At 71.9% G+C, this 19,447-nt stretch carries 14 protein-coding genes; 7 read left to right on the top strand and 7 right to left on the bottom strand.

Translation table 11 applies throughout. The annotated features are described in order from the left end of the window. Positions 1 to 18 precede the first annotated feature (18 nt). Positions 19 to 2,964: an AAA family ATPase gene (locus ACFU53_RS19050; RefSeq protein ID WP_383993296.1), complete on the top strand. Its 2,946-nt coding sequence runs from the start codon at positions 19 to 21 to the stop codon at positions 2,962 to 2,964. Here the strand turns inward: ACFU53_RS19050 and ACFU53_RS19045 are convergent. Beyond that, positions 2,942 to 4,507 carry an MFS transporter gene (locus tag ACFU53_RS19045; RefSeq protein ID WP_383993293.1) on the bottom strand — a complete coding sequence of 522 codons (1,566 nt, stop codon included), beginning with the start codon at positions 4,505 to 4,507 and terminating at the stop codon, positions 2,942 to 2,944. The two genes, ACFU53_RS19050 and ACFU53_RS19045, sit on opposite strands and share 23 nt — an antisense overlap. 98 nt (positions 4,508 to 4,605) lie before the next feature. Between ACFU53_RS19045 and ACFU53_RS19040 the strand changes: the two genes are divergently transcribed. Continuing rightward, a complete protein-coding gene (locus ACFU53_RS19040; RefSeq protein WP_383993290.1) occupies positions 4,606 to 5,211 on the top strand; it encodes a TetR/AcrR family transcriptional regulator in 606 nt (201 codons plus the stop codon). A gap of 155 nt (positions 5,212 to 5,366) precedes the next feature. Here the strand turns inward: ACFU53_RS19040 and ACFU53_RS19035 are convergent, their stop codons facing one another. The 5 genes from ACFU53_RS19035 to ACFU53_RS19015 form a co-directional block, all read right to left on the bottom strand. Continuing rightward, positions 5,367 to 6,050, bottom strand: coding sequence for an ATP-binding cassette domain-containing protein (locus tag ACFU53_RS19035; RefSeq protein WP_383993287.1), 684 nt, complete (start codon positions 6,048 to 6,050; stop codon positions 5,367 to 5,369). After that, on the bottom strand, positions 6,047 to 7,036 hold the full coding sequence (locus ACFU53_RS19030) for an ABC transporter ATP-binding protein (protein ID WP_383993284.1): 990 nt from the start codon (positions 7,034 to 7,036) through the stop codon (positions 6,047 to 6,049). Before ACFU53_RS19030 ends, ACFU53_RS19035 begins: the two co-directional genes overlap by 4 nt. 88 nt (positions 7,037 to 7,124) lie before the next feature. Beyond that, positions 7,125 to 8,921, bottom strand: a complete 1,797-nt coding sequence (locus ACFU53_RS19025) for an ABC transporter permease subunit (RefSeq protein ID WP_383993346.1) — start codon at positions 8,919 to 8,921, stop codon at positions 7,125 to 7,127. Between the two features lie 152 nt (positions 8,922 to 9,073). Then, positions 9,074 to 10,564 carry an ABC transporter substrate-binding protein gene (locus tag ACFU53_RS19020; protein WP_383993281.1) on the bottom strand — a complete coding sequence of 497 codons (1,491 nt, stop codon included), beginning with the start codon at positions 10,562 to 10,564 and terminating at the stop codon, positions 9,074 to 9,076. 112 nt (positions 10,565 to 10,676) lie between these two features. Next, positions 10,677 to 11,909 carry a PucR family transcriptional regulator gene (locus ACFU53_RS19015; RefSeq protein WP_383993278.1) on the bottom strand — a complete coding sequence of 411 codons (1,233 nt, stop codon included), beginning with the start codon at positions 11,907 to 11,909 and terminating at the stop codon, positions 10,677 to 10,679. 111 nt (positions 11,910 to 12,020) lie between these two features. On the opposite strand from ACFU53_RS19015, the gene ACFU53_RS19010 reads away from it, so the two are divergent. From ACFU53_RS19010 to ACFU53_RS19000, 3 genes are all read left to right on the top strand, one after another. After that, positions 12,021 to 12,947, top strand: a complete 927-nt coding sequence (locus tag ACFU53_RS19010) for a proline dehydrogenase family protein (RefSeq protein ID WP_383993275.1) — start codon at positions 12,021 to 12,023, stop codon at positions 12,945 to 12,947. A gap of 107 nt (positions 12,948 to 13,054) precedes the next feature. Then, positions 13,055 to 14,686, top strand: coding sequence for an L-glutamate gamma-semialdehyde dehydrogenase (gene pruA, locus ACFU53_RS19005; RefSeq protein WP_383993273.1), 1,632 nt, complete (start codon positions 13,055 to 13,057; stop codon positions 14,684 to 14,686). A gap of 339 nt (positions 14,687 to 15,025) precedes the next feature. After that, positions 15,026 to 15,157, top strand: a complete 132-nt coding sequence (locus ACFU53_RS19000; protein WP_005479955.1) for a hypothetical protein — start codon at positions 15,026 to 15,028, stop codon at positions 15,155 to 15,157. Positions 15,158 to 15,266: 109 nt separating this feature from the next. Here ACFU53_RS19000 and ACFU53_RS18995 read toward each other — a convergent pair whose 3' ends face one another. Next, a complete protein-coding gene (locus ACFU53_RS18995) occupies positions 15,267 to 16,841 on the bottom strand; it encodes a purple acid phosphatase family protein (protein WP_383993270.1) in 1,575 nt (524 codons plus the stop codon). A 175-nt stretch (positions 16,842 to 17,016) separates the two neighbouring features. On the opposite strand from ACFU53_RS18995, the gene ACFU53_RS18990 reads away from it, so the two are divergent. Both ACFU53_RS18990 and ACFU53_RS18985 read left to right on the top strand, forming a co-directional pair. Next, on the top strand, positions 17,017 to 18,060 hold the full coding sequence (locus tag ACFU53_RS18990; protein WP_383993267.1) for a 3-isopropylmalate dehydrogenase: 1,044 nt from the start codon (positions 17,017 to 17,019) through the stop codon (positions 18,058 to 18,060). Between the two features lie 251 nt (positions 18,061 to 18,311). After that, the gene (locus ACFU53_RS18985; RefSeq protein WP_383993263.1) at positions 18,312 to 19,397 is read left to right on the top strand and encodes a branched-chain amino acid aminotransferase; all 1,086 of its coding nucleotides are present in this window, start codon (positions 18,312 to 18,314) and stop codon (positions 19,395 to 19,397) included. The last annotated feature ends 50 nt before the right edge of the window (positions 19,398 to 19,447 follow it).

The raw sequence follows: 19,447 nt of genomic DNA, 5'->3' as shown, positions 1-19,447 counted from the left end.
GCGTGCCAGGATGGCCGTGTGTCGCAGAACATATTCCACGCGCCGTTCGTCGGGCGGGACGCCGAGCTGGCCCGGTTGACGGATGTCGTGGACCGGGCAGGGGGCGGTGAACCCCGGGCCGTGCTGGTCGCGGGGGACGCGGGCGTCGGCAAGAGCCGGACGCTGGCGGAGGCGGCGGCGTATGCGGTGAGCAAAGGGACTGCCGTGTTCACCGGCCACTGTGTGGACCTCGGTGATGTCGGTCTGCCGTACCTGCCGTTCACGGAGATCCTCGGCGCCCTCGCCGCGGACGAGCGCTTCGCGCCGCTTTTCCAGGCGCACCCGGCCACCGCACGGCTCCTCGGCGGCGGAGGCGACGGCGCTGACCGGCCGCAGCTCTTCGAGGGCATCGCCGCGCTGCTCGCGGACCTCGCCGGGACGGCCCCCGTCCTGCTCGTGCTGGAGGACCTGCACTGGGCCGACCAGTCCTCGCGGGATCTGCTGCGTTTCCTGCTCAGCCGGGGTGTGCTCCAGCGGCCCACTCCCGGCGCCCCCGCCCACCGTCTCGCGGTATTCGCCTCGTACCGCGCGGACGACCTGCACCGCCGCCACCCGCTGCGCCCGCTGCTCGCCGAGCTGGTGCGGCTGCCCGCCGTGGAGCGGCTGGAGCTGAAGCCGATGCCGGACACGGAGGTCGCGCGGCTGGTGCGTTCGCTGCGCGCCGAGCCGCTGTCCGAGGTCACGGTCGGCCGGATCGTCGAGCGGGCGGAGGGCAACGCGTTCTACGCGGAGGAGTTGCTGGCCGCGACGGCGGACGAGCCCGGGGCCGTGCTGCCGAGCGGGCTGGCCGATGTCCTGCTGATCCGGATCGAGCAACTGCCCGGCGCCGCCCAGCAGGTGCTGCGCACGGCGGCGGTGGCGGGGCGCAGGGTCGGGCACGACCTGCTGCGGGACGCCGTCCAACTCCCGGACGACGAGCTGGAGTCGGCGCTGCGGGAGGCGGTCGGCCGGCAACTGCTGCTGCCGGGCCGGGGGGCGACGTACGAGTTCCGGCACGCCCTCACGCGGGAGGCCGTCTACGCGGATCTGCTGCCGGGCGAACGGGTCCGGCTGCACGGGGTGTTCGCCAAGCTGCTGGCCCGCCGGGGCCGTGCCGGGGAGAGCGCCGAGCGCGCCCACCACTCGCGCGAGAGCCACGACCTCGCCGACGCGCTGACGGCGTCCGTCGAGGCCGCCGACCACGCGCACGGCATCGGGGCGCCCGCCGAGGAACTGCGGCATCTCGAGGGCGCCCTCGATCTGTGGTCGTCCGTGGACGCCGGGGCGCGGCCCCGGGACCTCGACACGGTCACCCTCACCCTGCGCGCCTCGTCCGCCGCCGCGCGCGCCGGGGAGAACCACCGCGCGGTCTCCCTCACCCGCTCGGCGCTCGCCGGAGCCGGCCCGGACGCGGACTCGGAGTTGGGCGCCCGGGTGCGCTACACCCTCGCCGGTGACTTGATGCGCGTGGACAGTCTGAAGGCCGCGTTCCGGTACAGCAGCGAGGCGCTGGCGATGATCCCCGCCGAGCCTCCGTCCCCCACCTGGGTGTGGGCGGCGGCCACGCATGTGATGGCGGCTCGGTACGTGGGGGAGAACGAGGAGGCCGGGCGGGTGGCGGGGGACGCGCTGCGCGTCGCCGAGCGGCTCGGACTGGGCGACGCCCGGGCCGACCTGATCATCTCCGTGGTCGGTCTCGACCCTCGTGGCAACCGGCGTACGCGGGAGGGACGGGTGCGGTTGCGCGACGCCCGCGAGCTGGCCCGCCGCGCGGGCAACGTCCCCGTGGAGATGCGCGCCCTGTTCAACCTCGCCGTCGGCTGTTTCGAGTCCGGCGACCTCGGCGAATGCCTCGACTGGCTCTCCGAGGGCCTCGACAGCGCGGGCCGCACCGGTCTCCTCTCCTCCCCGTACCCGGTGGAGATGCGCTACCTCCACTCCCTCTGCCTCTACACGCTGGGCCGCTGGGACGAGTGCGTCCGCTCGGCCGCGGCCGCCGACCGGCTGCCCGCCGCGGTCGGCTACGCGGTCGGTCCCGCCCTGTACGTCGCCCTCGCCCGCGGTGACGAGAGCGCCGCGGAGCGGGCCCGGGCGCTTCTGAACGGGCCGTACGACGACTGGATGGCCGGGCTCGTCGCGGGCGTCGCGCTCACCGAGGCGGCCGTCCTGCGGCACGATCCCGAGGCTGCGGTCGCGCAGTTCCGTACGAGCGTCGCCGCCCTCTCCGACGAGTCCGGGTCCCGGCACGCCGCGACCGTCCGGCTCGCCGCGCTGGCCCTCGGGGCGATCGGGGACGCGGTGGCGGAGCGGAGGTCGGCCGGGCACGAGGAGGGGGCACAGTACTGGGCCGCCACGGGGGAGGAACTGGTGGAGGCCGCGCGGGCGACCGCCGCAGAGGGGGAGGACGGCGGCGAGCAGGGACCGGAGGGGCTGGCCTGGCTGGCCCGGGCCGAGGCGGAGTGGGCCCGGGTGCGTACCGGGCCCGATGTGGGGGCGTGGCGGAAGGCGGTGGACGCGTTCGCGTTCGGCGATCCGTACGAGCGGGCCCGGTGTCGGCTGCGGCTGGCGGAGGCATTGCTGGAGGCGGGGGCGCGGGAGGAGGCCGTGGCGCAGGCCCGGGCGGTGGGGGAGACCGCCGACCGGCTGGGGGCCGTGCCGTTGCGCGCCGCCCTGGACGCGCTGGTCCGTCGGGGGCGGTTGGCGCAGGCCTCGGGGGACGGGGGCGTGCCCCTGCTGCCCGCGCTCACCGCGCGGGAGTGCGATGTCCTTCGGCTGCTCGCGCTCGGGCGTACCAATCGGCAGATCGGCGACGAGCTGTTCATCACCGGGAAGACGGCGAGCGTGCATGTGTCCAACATCCTGGCCAAGTTGGGGGCGGCGAGCCGTACGGAGGCGGTGGCCATCGCGTATCGGGAGGGGCTGATCACGACCGGCTCGCTGTCCTGACCGGGCTTGCCTCCACCTCGGGATCCCGCACGCCCACTGCGCGCAACGCCCCGACCGCCAGCACCGCCGCCCCCAGCAGCACGACGGCCCCCGCCGTCGCCGCGCCCTGCATGCCGGTGGTGAAGGCGGCTCGCGCGGCCGCCGTCAGGGACTCGGCCGCGGGGCCGGGCAGTTGGTCGGCCACCGCGAGGGCGCCCCCGAGGGTTTCGCGTGCCGGGGCGGGCGCGGAGGCCGGGATCTCGTGGTGGTAGAGGGCCGTGCCGATGGAGCCGAGGGTGGCCATGCCGAGGGCGCCGCCGAACTCCTGACCGGTCTCCAGGAGGGAGGACGCGGATCCGGCGCGTTCCACGGGGGTGGCGCCGAGGGCGAGGTCGGTCATCTGGGAGAGGACCGTGACGATGCCGGCGGCCAGGACGCCGGAGCCGGCGAGGACCAGCCAGAGGGAGTCGGTGCCGATGACGGCCAGCAGCGCGTAACCGCACGCGGCGGTCGCGAAGCCCGCGGACACGACGTGCGCCCGGTTCACACCCCGCTGTACGAGGTATGTCGTGATCGGCGCGGCGACGCCGACGAGCAGGGAGGGCAGCAGCCCCCACAGTGCGGCCTCCAGCGCGCTCTTGCCGAGGACGGACTGGAGGTACTGGGTGGTGAAGTAGGCCGAGCCCATCATCCCGAAGGCCGCGACGAGGTTGAGGACGAGGGCCGGGGTGAAGCCGTTGCCGCGGAACAGCGCGGGGGAGATGAGGGGGGAGACCGTGGTGCGCTGGCGGTGGACGAACAGGGCCGCGAAGAGCAGGCCCATGGTCAGCGACACCACGTACAGCACGTTCCAGCCCTCCGACGGGATCTCCTTGAGGCCGTAGATGACGGGCAGGACGGCCGCCATCGACAGCGGGACGCTCAGCAGGTCGAAGCGGCCGGGGGACGGGTCCCTCGACTCGGGGAGCAGGAGCGGGCCGAGGAGCAGGAGCAGCGCCATCGCGGGCAGGTTCACCAGGAAGACCGAGCCCCACCAGAAGAACTCCACGAGCGCACCGCTGAGTACCGAGCCGAGCGCGATGCCCGCCGTCATCACACCGGACCAGATGCCGATCGCCTTCGCCCGCTGGCCGGGGTCCGTGAACATCGTCCGGGTCAGCGCCATCGTCGACGGCATGAGCGTCGCGCCGCCGACGCCGAGCACCGCGCGGGCCGCGATCAGTGTCTCGGCGCTGTTCGCGTACGCCGCCACCAGCGACGCCGCGCCGAACGCGGCCGCGCCGATCAGCAGGAGGCGGCGACGGCCGATGCGGTCACCGAGGGAGCCCATCGTCATCAGCAGCCCGGCCAGCACGAACGCGTAGATGTCGAAGATCCACAGCAGTTGCGTGCCGCTCGGTTCCAGATCCGCGCTGATCGCGGGGACCGCGAAGTACAGCACCGACACGTCCATCGTGACCAGCAGCAGCGGAAGCATCAGGACGCAGAGAGCGGTCCATTCGCGGCGACCGGCGCGTCCCCGAGGGGCGTCGGGGGCGGCCGGGTCCTTGAGGTTCGTCGTCATGACGGTGACTGTACGGGCGTCTTATACGGTCGTCTAGTACGTCTGTATAAAACATGTGTCTAGGACGGTTGTATGGCCACGGGGCTACGCTGACCCGCATGGGACACCGTGAGGATCTGCTCGAAGGCGCCAAGCGCTGCCTGCTGGAGAAGGGGTTCGCGCGTACGACGGCGCGTGACATCGTCAAGGAGTCGGGGACGAACCTGGCGTCGATCGGCTACCACTACGGCTCGAAGGACGCGTTGCTGGCGCAGGCGTACGTGGCCCTGGTCGGAGACATGTCCGAGGCCTTCGATGCGGACGAGCCGGTGACGGGCGGTGCCGAGCCCGGGTCGCTCGAACGGTTCCAGGAGGTGTGGGGGAACGTCATCGACACCATGCGGGGGCCCGGTTCGATGTGGCGGCTCAGCATGGAGATCATCGTCATGGGCGACCAACTACCCGAACTGCGGGACCACTTGGCGCTGGCGCAGCGGGAGGCCGGACGGGGCCTGATCCCGATGTTCATGGGCGGCCGGGACGAGGACGTCACGGAACGGGACGTGGACACCCTGGGCAAGTTCTTCGTGACCCTGATGACCGGGCTGATCGCCCAGTGGACCTTCGACCCGCCGAGCGCCCCCGAGGCCGACCAACTCGCCGAAGGGCTCCGCCGGGTGCTGGAGGCCGTGGCGAAGCCCGGGGGAGCGGACGCCGGGGACTAGGTCTGTGAAGCCCTGCCCGGGGGCGCCCGGCCGATCGTCGTCCAGCGGAACTGACGGAAGCGGCCTAAGGTTGCTGTGCGCATGCTGTTCGGATTTGTGGCGCAAGTGATCGACTGTTGATCGCCGCTGGTCGGCGGCCGATCGGGGAATTCCGCCTAGGCCGGGACGAGCCTCCCGGCGCGCATCTCGATCGAGCGGTCCGCGAAGTGGCGTACGACCGCGCGGTCGTGGCAGATGAAGAGGTACCCCAGGTTCAGCTCGTCCTGGAGGTCGGCGAGCAGGTTGAGGATCCCGGCCCGGATGGAGGGGTCGAGGGCGGACACCGGCTCGTCGAGGACCAGCAGGCGGGGATCGGAGGCCAGCGCCCGTGCGATTCCGACGCGTTGGCACTGGCCGCCGGACAGCTCATGCGGGAAGCGGTCGCCGTAGGCCGGGTCCAGGCCGACCCGGTCGAGGAGTTCGTCGACCCGGGCGGGGCCCGTCGCGTCCCAGCGGCCCTGGACGCGCAGGGGCTCCGCCACCGCGTCCCGGATGCGGTGGCGAGGGCTGAGCGAGCCGTACGGGTCCTGGAAGACCGGCTGCATACGGGGGCGGAGCGGGCGCAGTCCGCGTTCGGTGAGCGTCGTCAACTCCCGCCCCTCGAAACGGACTTCGCCCCCAACAGGGCGGCGCAGCTGCAGCACGGCGGCGACCGTGGAGGACTTTCCGCAGCCGGACGGGCCGTTCAGGGCCAGGGTCTCGCCCGCGTCCACCGTGAAGGACACCTGGTCGACGGCGGTGACCGTGCCGTAGCGGACGACCAGGTCGCGCACGTCGAGCAGGGGGTCACGCCGGTTCATACGGGCTCCTGGAACAACTCGGTCGCGGGATACGGGACTTCGTCCCAGCGGTGGCAGGAGACCTCATGGCCGTCGTCGGCCACCCACGGCTCCGGTTCCGCCCGACGGCAGCGGTCCTCGACGAGCGGACAGCGCGGCGCGAAGGCGCAGCCCGGCGGGAGGGCGTCGGGGGCGGGCGGGGACCCGGGGATCGAGGGCAGCCGACGGTGACGACGACCGGCAGTGGGGCGCGGATCGTCACCGCCATGGCTGCGACCGCCGCCGACAGCACCGTCCGAGCCGACATCGCCGTCGTCGTCCGGTGGCAGCGACGCCAGCAGGCCCGCCGTGTACGGCGCTCGCGGACGCCCCAACACCCCTCTCGCCGGGCCCTGTTCGACCTGGCGGCCGGCGTACATGACCAACACACGGTCGGCGTGTTCCCGGACCACGCCCAGGTCGTGGGTGACCAGCACGAGCGCGGCACCGACCGCCTCCCGCTGTTCGCCGAGGACCCGGAGCACCTGCTCCTGGAGCTCCGCGTCGAGCGCGGTCGTGGGCTCGTCGGCGACGACGACGTCCGGTTCGTTGATCGTCGCCATGGCGATCACGGCTCGCTGGCGCATACCGCCGGAGTACTCGTGCGGATACGCCCGCGCCCTGCGTACGGCATCGGGGATACCCACCCGGTCGAGCGCGGCCACCGCCCGGGCGCGGGCCTCCTTGCGCGAGACACGCGCCACCGACCGTACGGCGGCGGCCAGTTGGTCGCCCACGGGGTGCACGGGGGAGAGGGCGGCGAGGGCGTCCTGGGGGACGAGGGCGATACCGCGGCCACGCTGGGCGGCGAGATCCGTGTCACCGCGCAGCCGTACGGTTCCGCTCGTCGTCGCGCCCTCGGGCAGCATCCCGAGCAGCGCGCGGGCCGTCAGGGACTTGCCCGCGCCCGACTCGCCGACCAGGGCGAGAACTTCGCGCGGGCGGACATCGAAGGACAGCCCGCGCACGGCCTCCACCCCGTCGAACGCGATCCGTAGCCCGCGAACCGACAGCAGGGTGTCGGACTTGTGTAGTACGTCAGTCTTCGGCGGGACGTCAGACTTCGGTCGCGACTTCAACGGACGCTGCCCCCTTCACAGTGTGTGCCCGGCCGGGTTTCCTCGTACGGCGGCCCGTGCGCGGCTCCGCGTACGACGCCCCCGACACCGCGAGCCCGGCCAGCAGGGCCAGGGCGACCGCCGGGGCCAGGGCCGCCCACGGGGCGCGTTCCACGTAGGCGCGGGACTCGTCGAGGAGCAGCCCCCACTCGGGGGTGGGTGGTTGGGCGCCGAGGCCCAGGAAGCCCAGGGAGGCGAGGGCCAGGGCGATGCCCGGGAGACGGAGGACCGCGTGGCGGGCGACCGGGGCGGCGACGGAGGGGAGGACGTGCCGGGTGAGGATCCACAACGGGCTCGCCCCGATGGCCCGTTGGGCGGTGAGGAAGGTGGACGCACGGACCTCCTGGACCAGCGCCGCCGCGTGGGCGGACAGGGCAGGCCAGGAGATCAGGGCCACGGCGAGGGCCGCGCCGCCCGTGCCGGGGCCGGCCGCCGCGGCGACGAGGATGCCGACGATCACCGGAGGCAGCGCGTTGGCGATGTCGGCCGCGCCCGCCGCCACACCCGGCAGGAAGCCGAGCGCCAGGGAGACCAGCAGGCTCAGCGCGCAGACCGCCGCCGCGGTGCCGACCGTGGAGGCCGCGCCGTGCCCGAGGCGGGCCAGCACGTCACGGCCGAGTCCGTCCGTGCCGAGCGGGTGCGCCCAGGACGGCGGGAGAAGGCGGGCGGTGGTGTCCACGGCGAACGGGTCGCGCAACAGGCCCCAGCCGATGGTGACCAGGAGGACGACTGCCAGGGCCGACGGTATCGCGGGGTGGGTGCGGACCGGGCGGGCCGGCGGCAGGATGAGGCCCGCGTCGCGCAGGGCCGGGCCGAGGAGACGGTGTCGGGCGAGCGCGGCCAGGGCGCCCGCGACCAGGCCCAGGGCGAGGAGGGCGAGGACCGAGCCCTGGAGGAGGGGGAGGTCCTGGGACTTGGCCGCGCCCAGTGCCGTACGGCCGATGCCGGGCACCGCGAACACCGTCTCCACGGCGACCGCGCCGCCCGTCAGACCGACGGCGGCCATGCCGAACTGCGGTACCAGGGGCGGCAGTACGCGGCGCAGGGCGGCCGCCGAGACACGGGCCCGGCTCACGCCCGCGCCGCGCCACAGCTCCACCCAGCGTTCGTCGAGCACGGCGGGCAGCGCGTCCGCGACCAGGCGGCCCAGCAGACCGCCGGCCGGGACACCGAGCGCGATCGCGGGCAGGACCAGGTACTCGGGGCCCGCCCAGCCCGCCGTCGGCAGCCGGCCCAGCCACACCCCGCACACCAGCAGCGCCACCGTGGCCAGCAGGAACTCGGGCACGGCGGCGAGCATCGCGGCGAACGCGCCGGCCGACCCCCGGCCCCGTACGAGCACCGGGGCGACCAGCGCGCAGGCCAGCAGTACGGCTACGGCGAAAGCGGCGCCCATCAGACCGAGAGAGACCTGGAGACCGGAGACCACCGAGGGGAGCACGTCCGTGCCCGACACCCACGACGTGCCGAGGTCGCCGCGCAGCAGCCCGGAAGCCCAATTCCCCAGCAGGGACAGGGGACCGGCTTCCAGGCCGAGGTCCTCGCGGATCGCGGCCAGCGCCTCGGGCGTCGCCTCCTGCTCGGCCGACCGGGCGCGCAGCACGGTCAGCGCGGGATCGCGGCCGGACAGCCACGGCAGCAGACCGACGGCGGCCAGCACGGCGACGAGACAGACGAGGCGGGTGAGCCCGGCGGGACCGACCCACTTCCCGGCGCTCCTCGCGGCACGTCCTATGGGCGATGACGCGGCCGACCTCCCCACGACGCGTCCCACGGACGGTGGGTCTGCCGACTTCCCCACGACGCGTCCCACGGACAGTGGGTCTGCCGACTTCCCCACGGCACGTCCCACCCGTGCCGGGCCGGCCGACTTCCCTGCAGCACGCTTCATTTGACGTACGTGTCCGCCGTGACCAGCTCCCGCTCGCGCGGGTCGTGTGCCGCGTCCACGACTCCGGCCGCGTCGCCCTGGATCACCCTCTCGTGCAGCATCGGTACGGCCGCGTCGGTGGTGAGGACGGCGGCCTCGGCGTCGATGACGGCCTGGCGGCGGGCGTCACCGGCGGCGGTGTCGGAGGCCTTGCCGAGGGCCGTGTCGACGGTCCTGTCGGCGAGCTGGGAGATGTTGAAGGAGCCGTCGGAGGCGAAGTCGCTGTAGAGGTACGCGGCCGGGTCGCCGGAGTCGAGGACGGTCGCCCGGGACAGGATGAACGCGTCGAACTCGCCCGCCAGCGCGTCGGACTCGATGTTCGCGTACTCGCGCACATCGAGCTTCACTTCGAACCCGGCCTTCTGCAGCTGCTGTTGCAGCGTGGCCGCGACCTCGGGCAGCTCGGCGCGATCGGTGAAGGTGCCGATGGTGATGGACTTGCCGGAGGGGTCACCCGCCTTCGCGCGCTTCACCGTCGGCCGTAGCTCGGCGGCCCAGGGGAGCGCGGGCCCGAGCAGACCCTCGGCGACATCGGCCCGTCCCTCGTACACGCCCTCGACGATCGACTCGGCGTCGACGGCCTCGCGGGCGGTGGCGCGCAGCGAGGCGTCCTTGAAGACGCCCTTCCCGGTGTTCAGGTAGAGGGTGTTGGTGCGGGGCATCGGGACCTCGGTGATCAGGTCCTGGTCGAGCAAGGCGGCCTGCGACACCGGGACCGACTCGACGATGTCGGCCTCGCCGCTGCGCAGGGAGGCCGCGCGGGCGGTGCCGTCGGGCACGAACGTCACATCGATACCGGGGGCCTTGGCCTTGCCGCCCCAGTAGTCGTCGTAGCGGTCGAGGGCGGCGGAGGTGGTGCCGTTCACCTTGGTCAGCTCGAAGGGGCCGGTGCCCGCGCCGACCGGGTTCACCGTTTTTCCCTCGTACGCCTTCACCGCGAGGATCGACAGCTGCGGCGAGCTCAGGCGCTGCGGGACCAGCGGGTCCTCGGTGGCCGTGGTGACGGTGACGGTGTCGCCGTCGGCCCGCGCGGTGAGGTCCACGCCGTCGAGGATGCGGGGCTTGGGTGCGGCGGTGGCCGCCTCGGTGAGGGAGTTGACGACGGCCTCGCCCGTCAGCTTCGTACCGTCATGGAAGGTCACGCCGTCCCGGATCGTGAACGTCCACTTCTTGCCCGACCGCTTCCACTCCGTGGCCAGCGCGGGCTGCGCGTCGCCCTCCGCGTCCAGCTTCACCAGGGTCTCGGCGGTCGACCAGCGAGACAGCTTGAACGCGTCGTCGGACAGCGGCGACAGGCCCGAGCGGGGCGGCTGCATCATCGCGATCCGTATCCGCTTGCCCTCGCTCCCGGCTTCCTCGGGTCCCGTCGATGAGAAACAGCCCGTGAGCAGGGCGGAGGCCGCGGTGGTGACCGCGGTGAGAGGGACGAAACGGGCCGGGAGGCGCACGGGACACTCCGAGTAAGGGCGTGGTCAAAGATCCAACGTGCCCGACCGTAGCATGATGACAATCATTTTCAGAAGCGCGTTTTTCCGCCACTGAGACGGGTGGGAGAACGCGTCAGAGCCGCGCCCCCTTCAGGGCCATGTGCAGCAGCAGCCGGTCCTCGCCGTCGGTCAGGTGCAGGCCCGTGAGTTGTTCGACGCGGGAGAGGCGGTAGTAGAGGGTCTGGCGGTGGATGCCCAACTCGGCGGCGGTGCGGCCCGCTTGGCCCGCGTGGTCGAGGAAGGCCTCGGCGGTGCGGGCGAGTTCGCGGTGGGCGGGGGTGAGGAGGGCTCGGACGGAGGGGTCCTGGGGGGTGTCGGGCGGGAGGGCGGTCAGCAGGCGGTACGGGCCGATGGAGCGCCACTCGGCGACCGGTCCCAGCCGCGGCTCCGCCAGCGCCGCGCGGGCCGCCGCCGAGGCCTCCCGCCAGTCGGCGCCCAGTTCGGCGAGGCCCGCGCGGGCGCCCGAGACGCCCGCCGCCGCGTGCGCGCCCGCGCGTTCCAGGAGCCGCGCGGCGGCCGTGAGCGCCGGGGCCGGTACGTCCGCCGAGCGCAGCCGTACCAGCAGGGCCAGGCCCTGGCCCGCCGTGCCCCACGGCACCGTGCACAGCGCGGTCGCCCCCGGCACCGTACGGAAGGACGGGGCGTCGTCCGGGGCGGCGGACGGCCAGGGCGCCACGCACACCATCGTGTGGACGCCGTCGCCGCGCGGGCCGAGGGCCGCGCGCAGCTCTGCCACGGCCATGTCACGCTCCCAGTCGCGCTCGGCGGTCAGGACCGCGCGCAGCTCGCGGGTGAGGTCCGCGCCGGCCTGGGCCTCGTCCGCGAGGAGTGCACCGATGCGGGAGGCGACCGCCATGGCGGCGGACAGCTGGGCGTCGGTGGGGCCCGGATCGTCGTCCAGGAGCCAGACGTAACCGAGGACGACACTCCGATGGCGTACAGGGAGGCAGACGCGGCCCCGGAGCACCCCCGCCTCCGGAGTCGGCGGGATGCGGACCGGGGCCGTCGCCCGGGTGATGCCGAAGCCCTCGAACCACTCCCGTACCGCCGTCGTCGAGCGGCGGGTCAGGATCGAGCGGGTGCGGACCGGGTCCAGGGCCGATGGATCGAGGTCGCCCTCGCTGTCGTACGCGCCGAAGGCGATCAGCTCGAAGTCGCGGTTCTCCAGCGTCGCCGGGGCGCCGAGCAGCCCGGAGATCTCGTCGACAAGGTCCTGGTAGTCACCCACGGGGCGGGGCGATGCGGATTCCGGCGTCACTCGGGCATTCTCCTGCACTTCTCGGAGGTCTTTCTCGAAGCCCTTCATACATCTGTCTGAGATCTGCGGCACGGATACGTGACAGCTGTCGATGGTCGACGAACGGGGGGATCCTTAGGTTTCACGGTGGTTCTATCTGCTGGTTTGTGGAGGTGCCCCGTGCTGGGTCCCGTGATTCTCGCCGCGTCGCGCAGCGACCGGATGCGACGTCTGGTCTCGGCGGCGCCCGTGACCAAGCAGGTCGTCGACCGCTTCATCCCGGGTGAGCGCGTCGACGACATCGTCCCGGTCATCCGGGACCTCACCGGCAAGGGCCTCGAAGTGACGATGGACGTCGTCGGCGAGGACATCACCCGCCCCGAGCAGGCAGCCGCCGCCCGCGACGCCTATCTGGAGCTGATCGACCGGCTGAAGGAGCTGGAGCTCGGCGAGCGCGCCGAGATGTCCGTGAAGCTGTCCCTTTTCGGGCAGGCTCTGCCCGGCGGCCACGAGCTGGCGCTCGCCAACGTCCGCCCGGTCGTCGAGGCCGCCGCCGCGATCGGGACGACGGTCACGCTCGACGCGGAGGACCACACCACCCTCGACTCGATGTTCGCCATCCACGACGAGCTGCGGCGGGACTTCCCGCAGACCGGCTGCGTGATCCAGGCCTACCTCTTCCGCACCGAGGCCGACGCCCGCCGCCTCGCCGAGAACGGCAGCCGGGTGCGGCTGGTCAAGGGCGCGTACAAGGAGCCCGTCGACGTCGCCTTCCAGCGGAAGGCCGAGATCGACAAGGCGTACGTACGGGTCCTGAAGATCCTCATGGAGGGAGAGGGGTACCCGATGATCGGGTCCCACGACCCGCGCCTCATCTCCATCACCCAGGAACTCGCCCACCGGGCCGGGCGCAAGCTCGACGAGTACGAGTTCCAGATGCTGTACGGCATCCGAGGCGACGAGCATCTGCGGCTCGCCGCCGAGGGACACCGGATGCGCGTCTACACCGCGTACGGCACCGACTGGTACGGCTATTTCATGCGTCGCCTCGCGGAGAAGCCGGCGAACCTGCGCTTCTTCGCCCGCTCGATGGTCAGCAAGGGCTGAGCCCCACAGACATAGGCCGCACAAGAGCCCACAGACATACGGCCGCACAGGAACGGTCACCCACCCACGGCTCACGACACCGCTCACGTCAAGGAGACACGGAACCCATGGACGCTGTGACCCAGGTCCCCACCCCCGTCAACGAGCCGGTGCACGGCTATGCCCCCGGCTCGCCCGAGCGTGCCCGGCTGGAGGTCAAGCTGAAGGAGCTGGCCGAGAACCCGGTCGAGCTGCCGATGACGATCGGCGGCGCGAAGCGGATGGGCGGCGGCGACCGCTTCGACGTGGTGCAGCCGCACAACCACAAGGCCCGCCTCGGCACCTACGGCAACGCCACCGGACAGGACGCCCAGGACGCCATCGACGCGGCGCTCGCCGCCGCGCCCGCCTGGCGCGCGATGTCCTTCGACGACCGCGCCGCGATCATCCTGCGCGCCGCCGAACTGCTCGCCGGTCCCTGGCGCGAGACGCTGGCCGCCTCCACCATGCTCGGTCAGTCGAAGACCGCCCAGCAGGCCGAGATCGACTGTCCCTGCGAGCTGGTCGACTTCTGGCGCTTCAACGTCAAGTACGCCCGTGACCTGCTCGCCGAGCAGCCCCCGGCCAACTCCCCGGGCGTCTGGAACCGCCTCGACCACCGCCCGCTCGAAGGCTTCGTCTACGCGATCACGCCCTTCAACTTCAGCGCGATCGCGGGCAACCTGCCGACCGCCCCGGCCCTGATGGGCAACGTCGTGGTGTGGAAACCGTCCCCGACGCAGACCCACGCCGCCGTGCTGCTGATGCAGCTGCTGGAGGAGGCGGGGCTGCCCAAGGGCGTCATCAACCTCGTCACCGGCGACGGCGTCGAGGTGTCGAAGGTCGCGCTGGAGCACCGCGACCTCGCCGGCATCCACTTCACCGGCTCGACGAAGACCTTCCAGTACCTGTGGAAGACGGTCGGCGCGAACATCGAGACGTACCGCTCGTACCCGCGGCTGGTCGGCGAGACCGGCGGCAAGGACTTCGTGGTCGCCCACCCGACCGCCGACCGCGCGATCCTCAAGACCGCCCTCACCCGGGGTGCCTTCGAGTACCAGGGTCAGAAGTGCAGCGCGACCTCCCGGGCGTACATCCCGGCGTCGATCTGGAACTCCGGCTTCAAGGAGGAGTTCGCCGCCGAGGTCGACCACCTCACCATGGGTGACGTCACCGACCTGTCCAACTTCGTCGGCGCAGTCATCGACGAACGGTCCTTCGCCAAGAACAAGGCCGCCATCGACCGCGCCAAGTCCGACCCGACCTGCACGATCGTCGCCGGCGGCTCCTACGACGACTCGGTGGGCTACTTCGTCCGCCCGACCGTCGTCGAGTGCACCGACCCGACGAACGAGGTCTTCACCACCGAGTACTTCGGTCCCCTCCTCGCCGTGCACGTCTACGAGGACGACCGGTACGAGGAGATGCTGACCCAGATGGAGTCGGTGTCGGCCTACGCCCTGACGGGTTCCGTCATCTCGGGTGACCGCGCGGCGGCGGCGTACACGATGGAGAAGCTCCGCTACGCGGCCGGCAACTTCTACATCAACGACAAGTCCACCGGCGCCGTCGTCGGCCAGCAGCCCTTCGGCGGCGGGCGCGCCTCCGGCACGAACGACAAGGCCGGGGCCCCGCAGAACCTGATGCGCTGGACCCTGACCCGCGCCATCAAGGAGACGCTGGTCCCGCCGACGGACTACACGTACCCGCACATGGGCTGACCCGGACGCCCGGCCCAGCCCGGCGGCTTCGTCCTCGCCCCCGCTCCCGAGACCCGGGAGTGGGGGCGCCGTCATGTGACGGAAGAGGAAACACCAGGTCAACAGCGTGTGACCCAATCCACCGTCTCAGATAGTAGGAAGTCCGATTATTTGTAGAGACAGATGCGCTGCCCTCACTTAGCTTTGTAGGAGCCGAACGTCTCGCTCGATCCAGCGAATGGCGGTCGTGAGCCGGAGCCCGAGGCAGGCAACCCCTGCGGCTCCGCTCCCCGCCCCATCCGGCGTCTCGTACACCTCCCGTTTCCGTACTCCGGATTGCCTCGAAGGAGTCGATTCCCCATGGCCGAGACGACCGTCCGCCGCCGAGTCCGTCACGTTTCCCGGACGACCGAGTCCGACCGTAAGAACGCCGCCGCCGCCCTCCAGCGCGCCCTCGACCGCCGGGACAACGGCGGTTCGACCGGGCACTGAGCGGCCCGCACAACCGGGTGCCGAACGGCCCGCACGAGCGGGCGCTCGGTGCCCCCATCAGCCGGGAGCCGCACCCGTTCGGGGTGCGGCGCGGCCGTGGGCAGACGACCTACGCGCCGCGCCGCACCTCGAAGTGGTCGATGCGCTCGCCGTTCTGCGCCAGCGCCGACACCTTCAGGGCCGGTCGCGCGCCGCTCTCCGCCTCCACCGAGAGCAGGGAGAAGCCCCGGTAGCGCACCCGTGACCACTCCACCGTCTCCGCCCTGGACCTCCGTGACCTGGTCCACTCGAAGGTCTCGACGGCGTCGTGGCGAGTGACGTGGCCCTCGTAGCTCTCCTTCACGCCGGACGGGAAGCCGTACAGATCGCGCCCGCCGCCGCCCGCCGTGACGTACACGATCCCGTCCCGGGTCGGGTCGGTCGACGCGCCGATGGGTACCGCTCTGCCGACCCCGCCGTCCTTGACGGCGTCGGTCCGCTCGTAGACGTGGTTGTGGCCGTTGACCACCAGGTCCACCTGGTGCTTCGTGAACAGTGGCAGCCATGTGTCGCGGATGCCGCCGTCGGAGGCGTGCGCGGACGTCGAGTAGGCGCAGTGGTGGAAGAACACGACGATGAAGTCGATGTCCTTCGCCGCCCGCAGCTCACCCAGCTTCTTGTCCAGCCACTTGGTCTGCCGGCCGTCCGTGTAGCCGAAGTTGGCGGGGATCTCGTACGACACGTCGTTCGCGTCCAGCGCCACGAAGCCGACGTTGCCATAGGTGAACGCGTACACCCCCGGCGCCGAACGCGGGTCGAAGCCGTTGTCCGGGAGCGACCAGCGGGCGAGCTGGCCGCCGTAGCCGTCCGGCGAGTACCAGGCCTCCATGTCGTGGTTGCCGGTCGTCACCATCCACGGCACGGACCTGGCCACCGACTCGTTCTGCTTGAGGAACAGGTCCCAGAACGCGGGGTCGTAGCCGTCCGACTCCACACCCTTGCCGTTCCCGTTCGCGTAGCAGATGTCGCCGGCGTGGAGATGGAAGGCGGGCTTCTGGCGGACGATCAGGTTGTCGTTGGCGGCCGCGGCCTTGCCGACGCCCTGGTCGCCGAACGCGGTGAACACGAACTTCTCGGGGGCGGCGGGCGCCGTACGGAAGGTGCCGATCGTCGAGCGGTGGGCCGGGGTGGCCGGGTCGAAGCCCTCGTGGCCGACGCCGTAGTAATACGTCGTGCCGGGGCGCAGGCCGTCCAGGGCCGCGTGCAGGTAGTACTGCTCCAGCTCCAGGCGCACGCCCTCGACCCCCGGCGTGTGCAGGTCGCGGACCTCGGCGTCGATCTTCCGGCTCAGCTCCTCGGGCTTCAGGCCCACGCGCACGTACGGCTTCTTCACCGCGAGCGGCACCTGCCAGGAGATCCGCATCTGTGTCTTCGGGTCGCCGCCGAAGGCCAGATGGCGACCGAAGGGGGAGACGGTGGAGCCGGGCACCTTGGAGGTGACGGGCGACGGGGCCGAGGTCGTCGAGTTCGGCGAGGCCGACGATCCGGAGTCGCCGCAGCCGGTCAGCAGCCCGCCCGCCGCCAGCGAGCCCGCCGTCACCAGCGTGCGGCGCCGCGTCAGCTTCGTACGCAGGTACTCGTGCTGCTCGGCCATGCTCATCCGGCGCGCGAGCTGCGGCGGGATGCCGAAGTCGGGTATATCCATGGCGACGAAGTTCCCAGCGAATACCAACACGCGCCACACATACGGGTGAACGTGTGGCGACGTGTGGGTGCCGTCACCCGTCAGTCACCCGTCCGCCGCCTGTCGGTCACCCGCCCGAGCGTCCGCATCGCGGACACCCCATGTCATCCCGTGGGACCAGGAGTACGGTGCCGTCATGTCTCGCAGCCTCAATCTCGCAGTGATCCCCGGTGACGGCATCGGTCAGGAAGTCGTGGCCCAGGGGCTCAAGCTCCTCTCCGCCGTCCTTCCGCAGGATGTGAAGCTGGAGACCAAGGAGTACGACTTCGGCGCCAAGCGGTATCACGCCACCGGTGAGACCCTCACCGACGCCGACCTCGACTCGCTGAAGCAGCACGACGCGATCCTGCTGGGCGCGATCGGCGACCCGAGCGTCCCCTCCGGGGTCCTGGAGCGCGGCTTCCTGCTGAAGCTCCGCTTCGCCTTCGACCACCACGTGAACCTGCGTCCGTCGAAGCTGCTCCCGGGTGTCGCCACCCCGCTCGCCGGCCAGCCCGAGATCGACTTCGTCGTGGTCCGCGAGGGCACCGAGGGCCCGTACACGGGCAACGGCGGCACGATCCGCAAGGGCACCGAGCACGAGGTCGCCACCGAGGTCTCCGTGAACACGGCCTTCGGTGTCGAGCGCGTGGTCCGCGACGCGTTCGCCCGCGCGCAGGCCCGCCCGCGCAAGAAGCTCACCCTCGTCCACAAGAACAACGTGCTGACCTTCGCCGGTCACCTGTGGACGAACATCTTCAACAAGGTGGCCCAGGAGTTCCCCGAGGTCACCACCGACTACATCCACGTCGACGCGGCCACCATCTACCTGGTCACGGACCCGGCCCGCTTCGACGTGATCGTCACCGACAACCTCTTCGGCGACATCATCACCGACCTCGCCGCGGCCGTCTCCGGCGGCATCGGCGTCGCGGCCTCCGGCAACATCAACCCGTCCGGAGAGTTCCCGTCCATGTTCGAGCCCGTGCACGGCTCGGCCCCGGACATCGCCGGCCAGGGCAAGGCCGACCCCTCCGCCACGGTCCTGTCCGTCGCCCTGCTCCTGCGGCACCTCGGCTACGAGGCCGAGGCCGCGCGCATCGAGGAGGCAGTCTCCGCCGACCTCGCGGAGCGCGGCGAGCTGCCCGCCCGCTCCACGGACGAGATCGGCGACGCCCTCGCCGTACGAGTAGCCGGCTGACCTGCCGCGCTCACTCGAAATTCTTTCGAAGCCGCCGGGTCGCACCTGCACCCGGCGGCTTTCGCTTGTTCCCGCCGGGTGTCACCATCATCCCTGGGTCGCATCCACGCCGTTTTCTTCCGCCGACTCCGCTTGCGATAATCGAACGCGGAGCCGCCGAATGTTGGAATGCTCGGACGTCCCAGCACTCGCACTGGCAGTACGGATGTGAGCGCGGCCCGTCACACACAACCGGTGAAGGACAACCACTCATGACGCCCACGATCGAGCTCAAGCCCTCCGCCAGTCCGCTCTCCGACGCCGAGCGCGACGCGGTTCTGGCCGACCCCGGCTTCGGCCGCCACTTCACCGACCACATGGTCGTCATCAAGTGGACCGAGGGCCGGGGCTGGCACGACGGCCAGCTCGTTCCGTACGCGCCGCTCTCCCTCGACCCGGCCACCATGGTTCTGCACTACGCGCAGGAGATCTTCGAGGGCCTGAAGGCCTACCGGCAGCCGGACGGGTCCGTCGCCACCTTCCGCCCGGAGAAGAACGCGGCGCGCTTCCAGTCCTCCGCCCGCCGGCTCGGCATGCCGGAACTGCCCATCGAGACGTTCATCGAGGCCTGTGACGTGCTGGTGCGGCAGGACCAGGCCTGGGTCCCGGCCCACGGCGGCGAGGAGTCCCTCTACCTGCGCCCCTTCATGATCGCCACCGAGGTCGGCCTGGGCGTCAAGCCGGCCAACGAGTACCTCTTCCTGGTCATCGCCTCCCCGGCCGGCGCCTACTTCCCCGGCGGCGTGAAGCCCGTCTCCATCTGGGTCTCCGAGGAGCACGTCCGCGCCGTCCCCGGCGGCATGGGCGACGCCAAGACCGGCGGCAACTACGCGGCCTCCCTGCTGGCCCAGGCCGAGGCGGCGGCCGAGGGCTGCGCCCAGGTCTGCTACCTCGACGCGGTCGAGCGCAAGTGGGTCGAGGAGCTCGGCGGCATGAACCTGTACTTCGTGTACGGCGACCGCATCGTCACCCCCTCCCTCACCGGCTCCATCCTGGAGGGCGTCACCCGTGACTCCCTGCTGACGGTCGCCGCCGACCTCGGCTACAGCGCCGAGGAAGGCCGTATCTCCATCGGCCAGTGGCAGGCCGACTCCGAGAGCGGTGCCCTCACCGAGGTCTTCGCCTGCGGTACGGCCGCCGTCATCACCCCCGTCGGCACGGTCAAGCGCACCGGCGCCGCCTGGCAGCAGTCCGCCGGTGAGCCCGGCCCCGTCACCCTCAAGCTCCGCGAGGCCCTGCTGAACATCCAGCGCGGCACGGTGGAGGACAAGCACGGGTGGATGCACGAGCTGGGCTGACGCCGACCGTAGATCTCCTCCAGGGCCGCCGCGGACGATGTGTCCGCGGC

The organism is Streptomyces sp. NPDC057474, from assembly GCF_042802555.1.
Taxonomy (GTDB): domain Bacteria; phylum Actinomycetota; class Actinomycetes; order Streptomycetales; family Streptomycetaceae; genus Streptomyces.
Note: the sequence above shows the minus strand (reverse complement) of the source record. Positions and strands in the feature narration are given on the sequence as shown.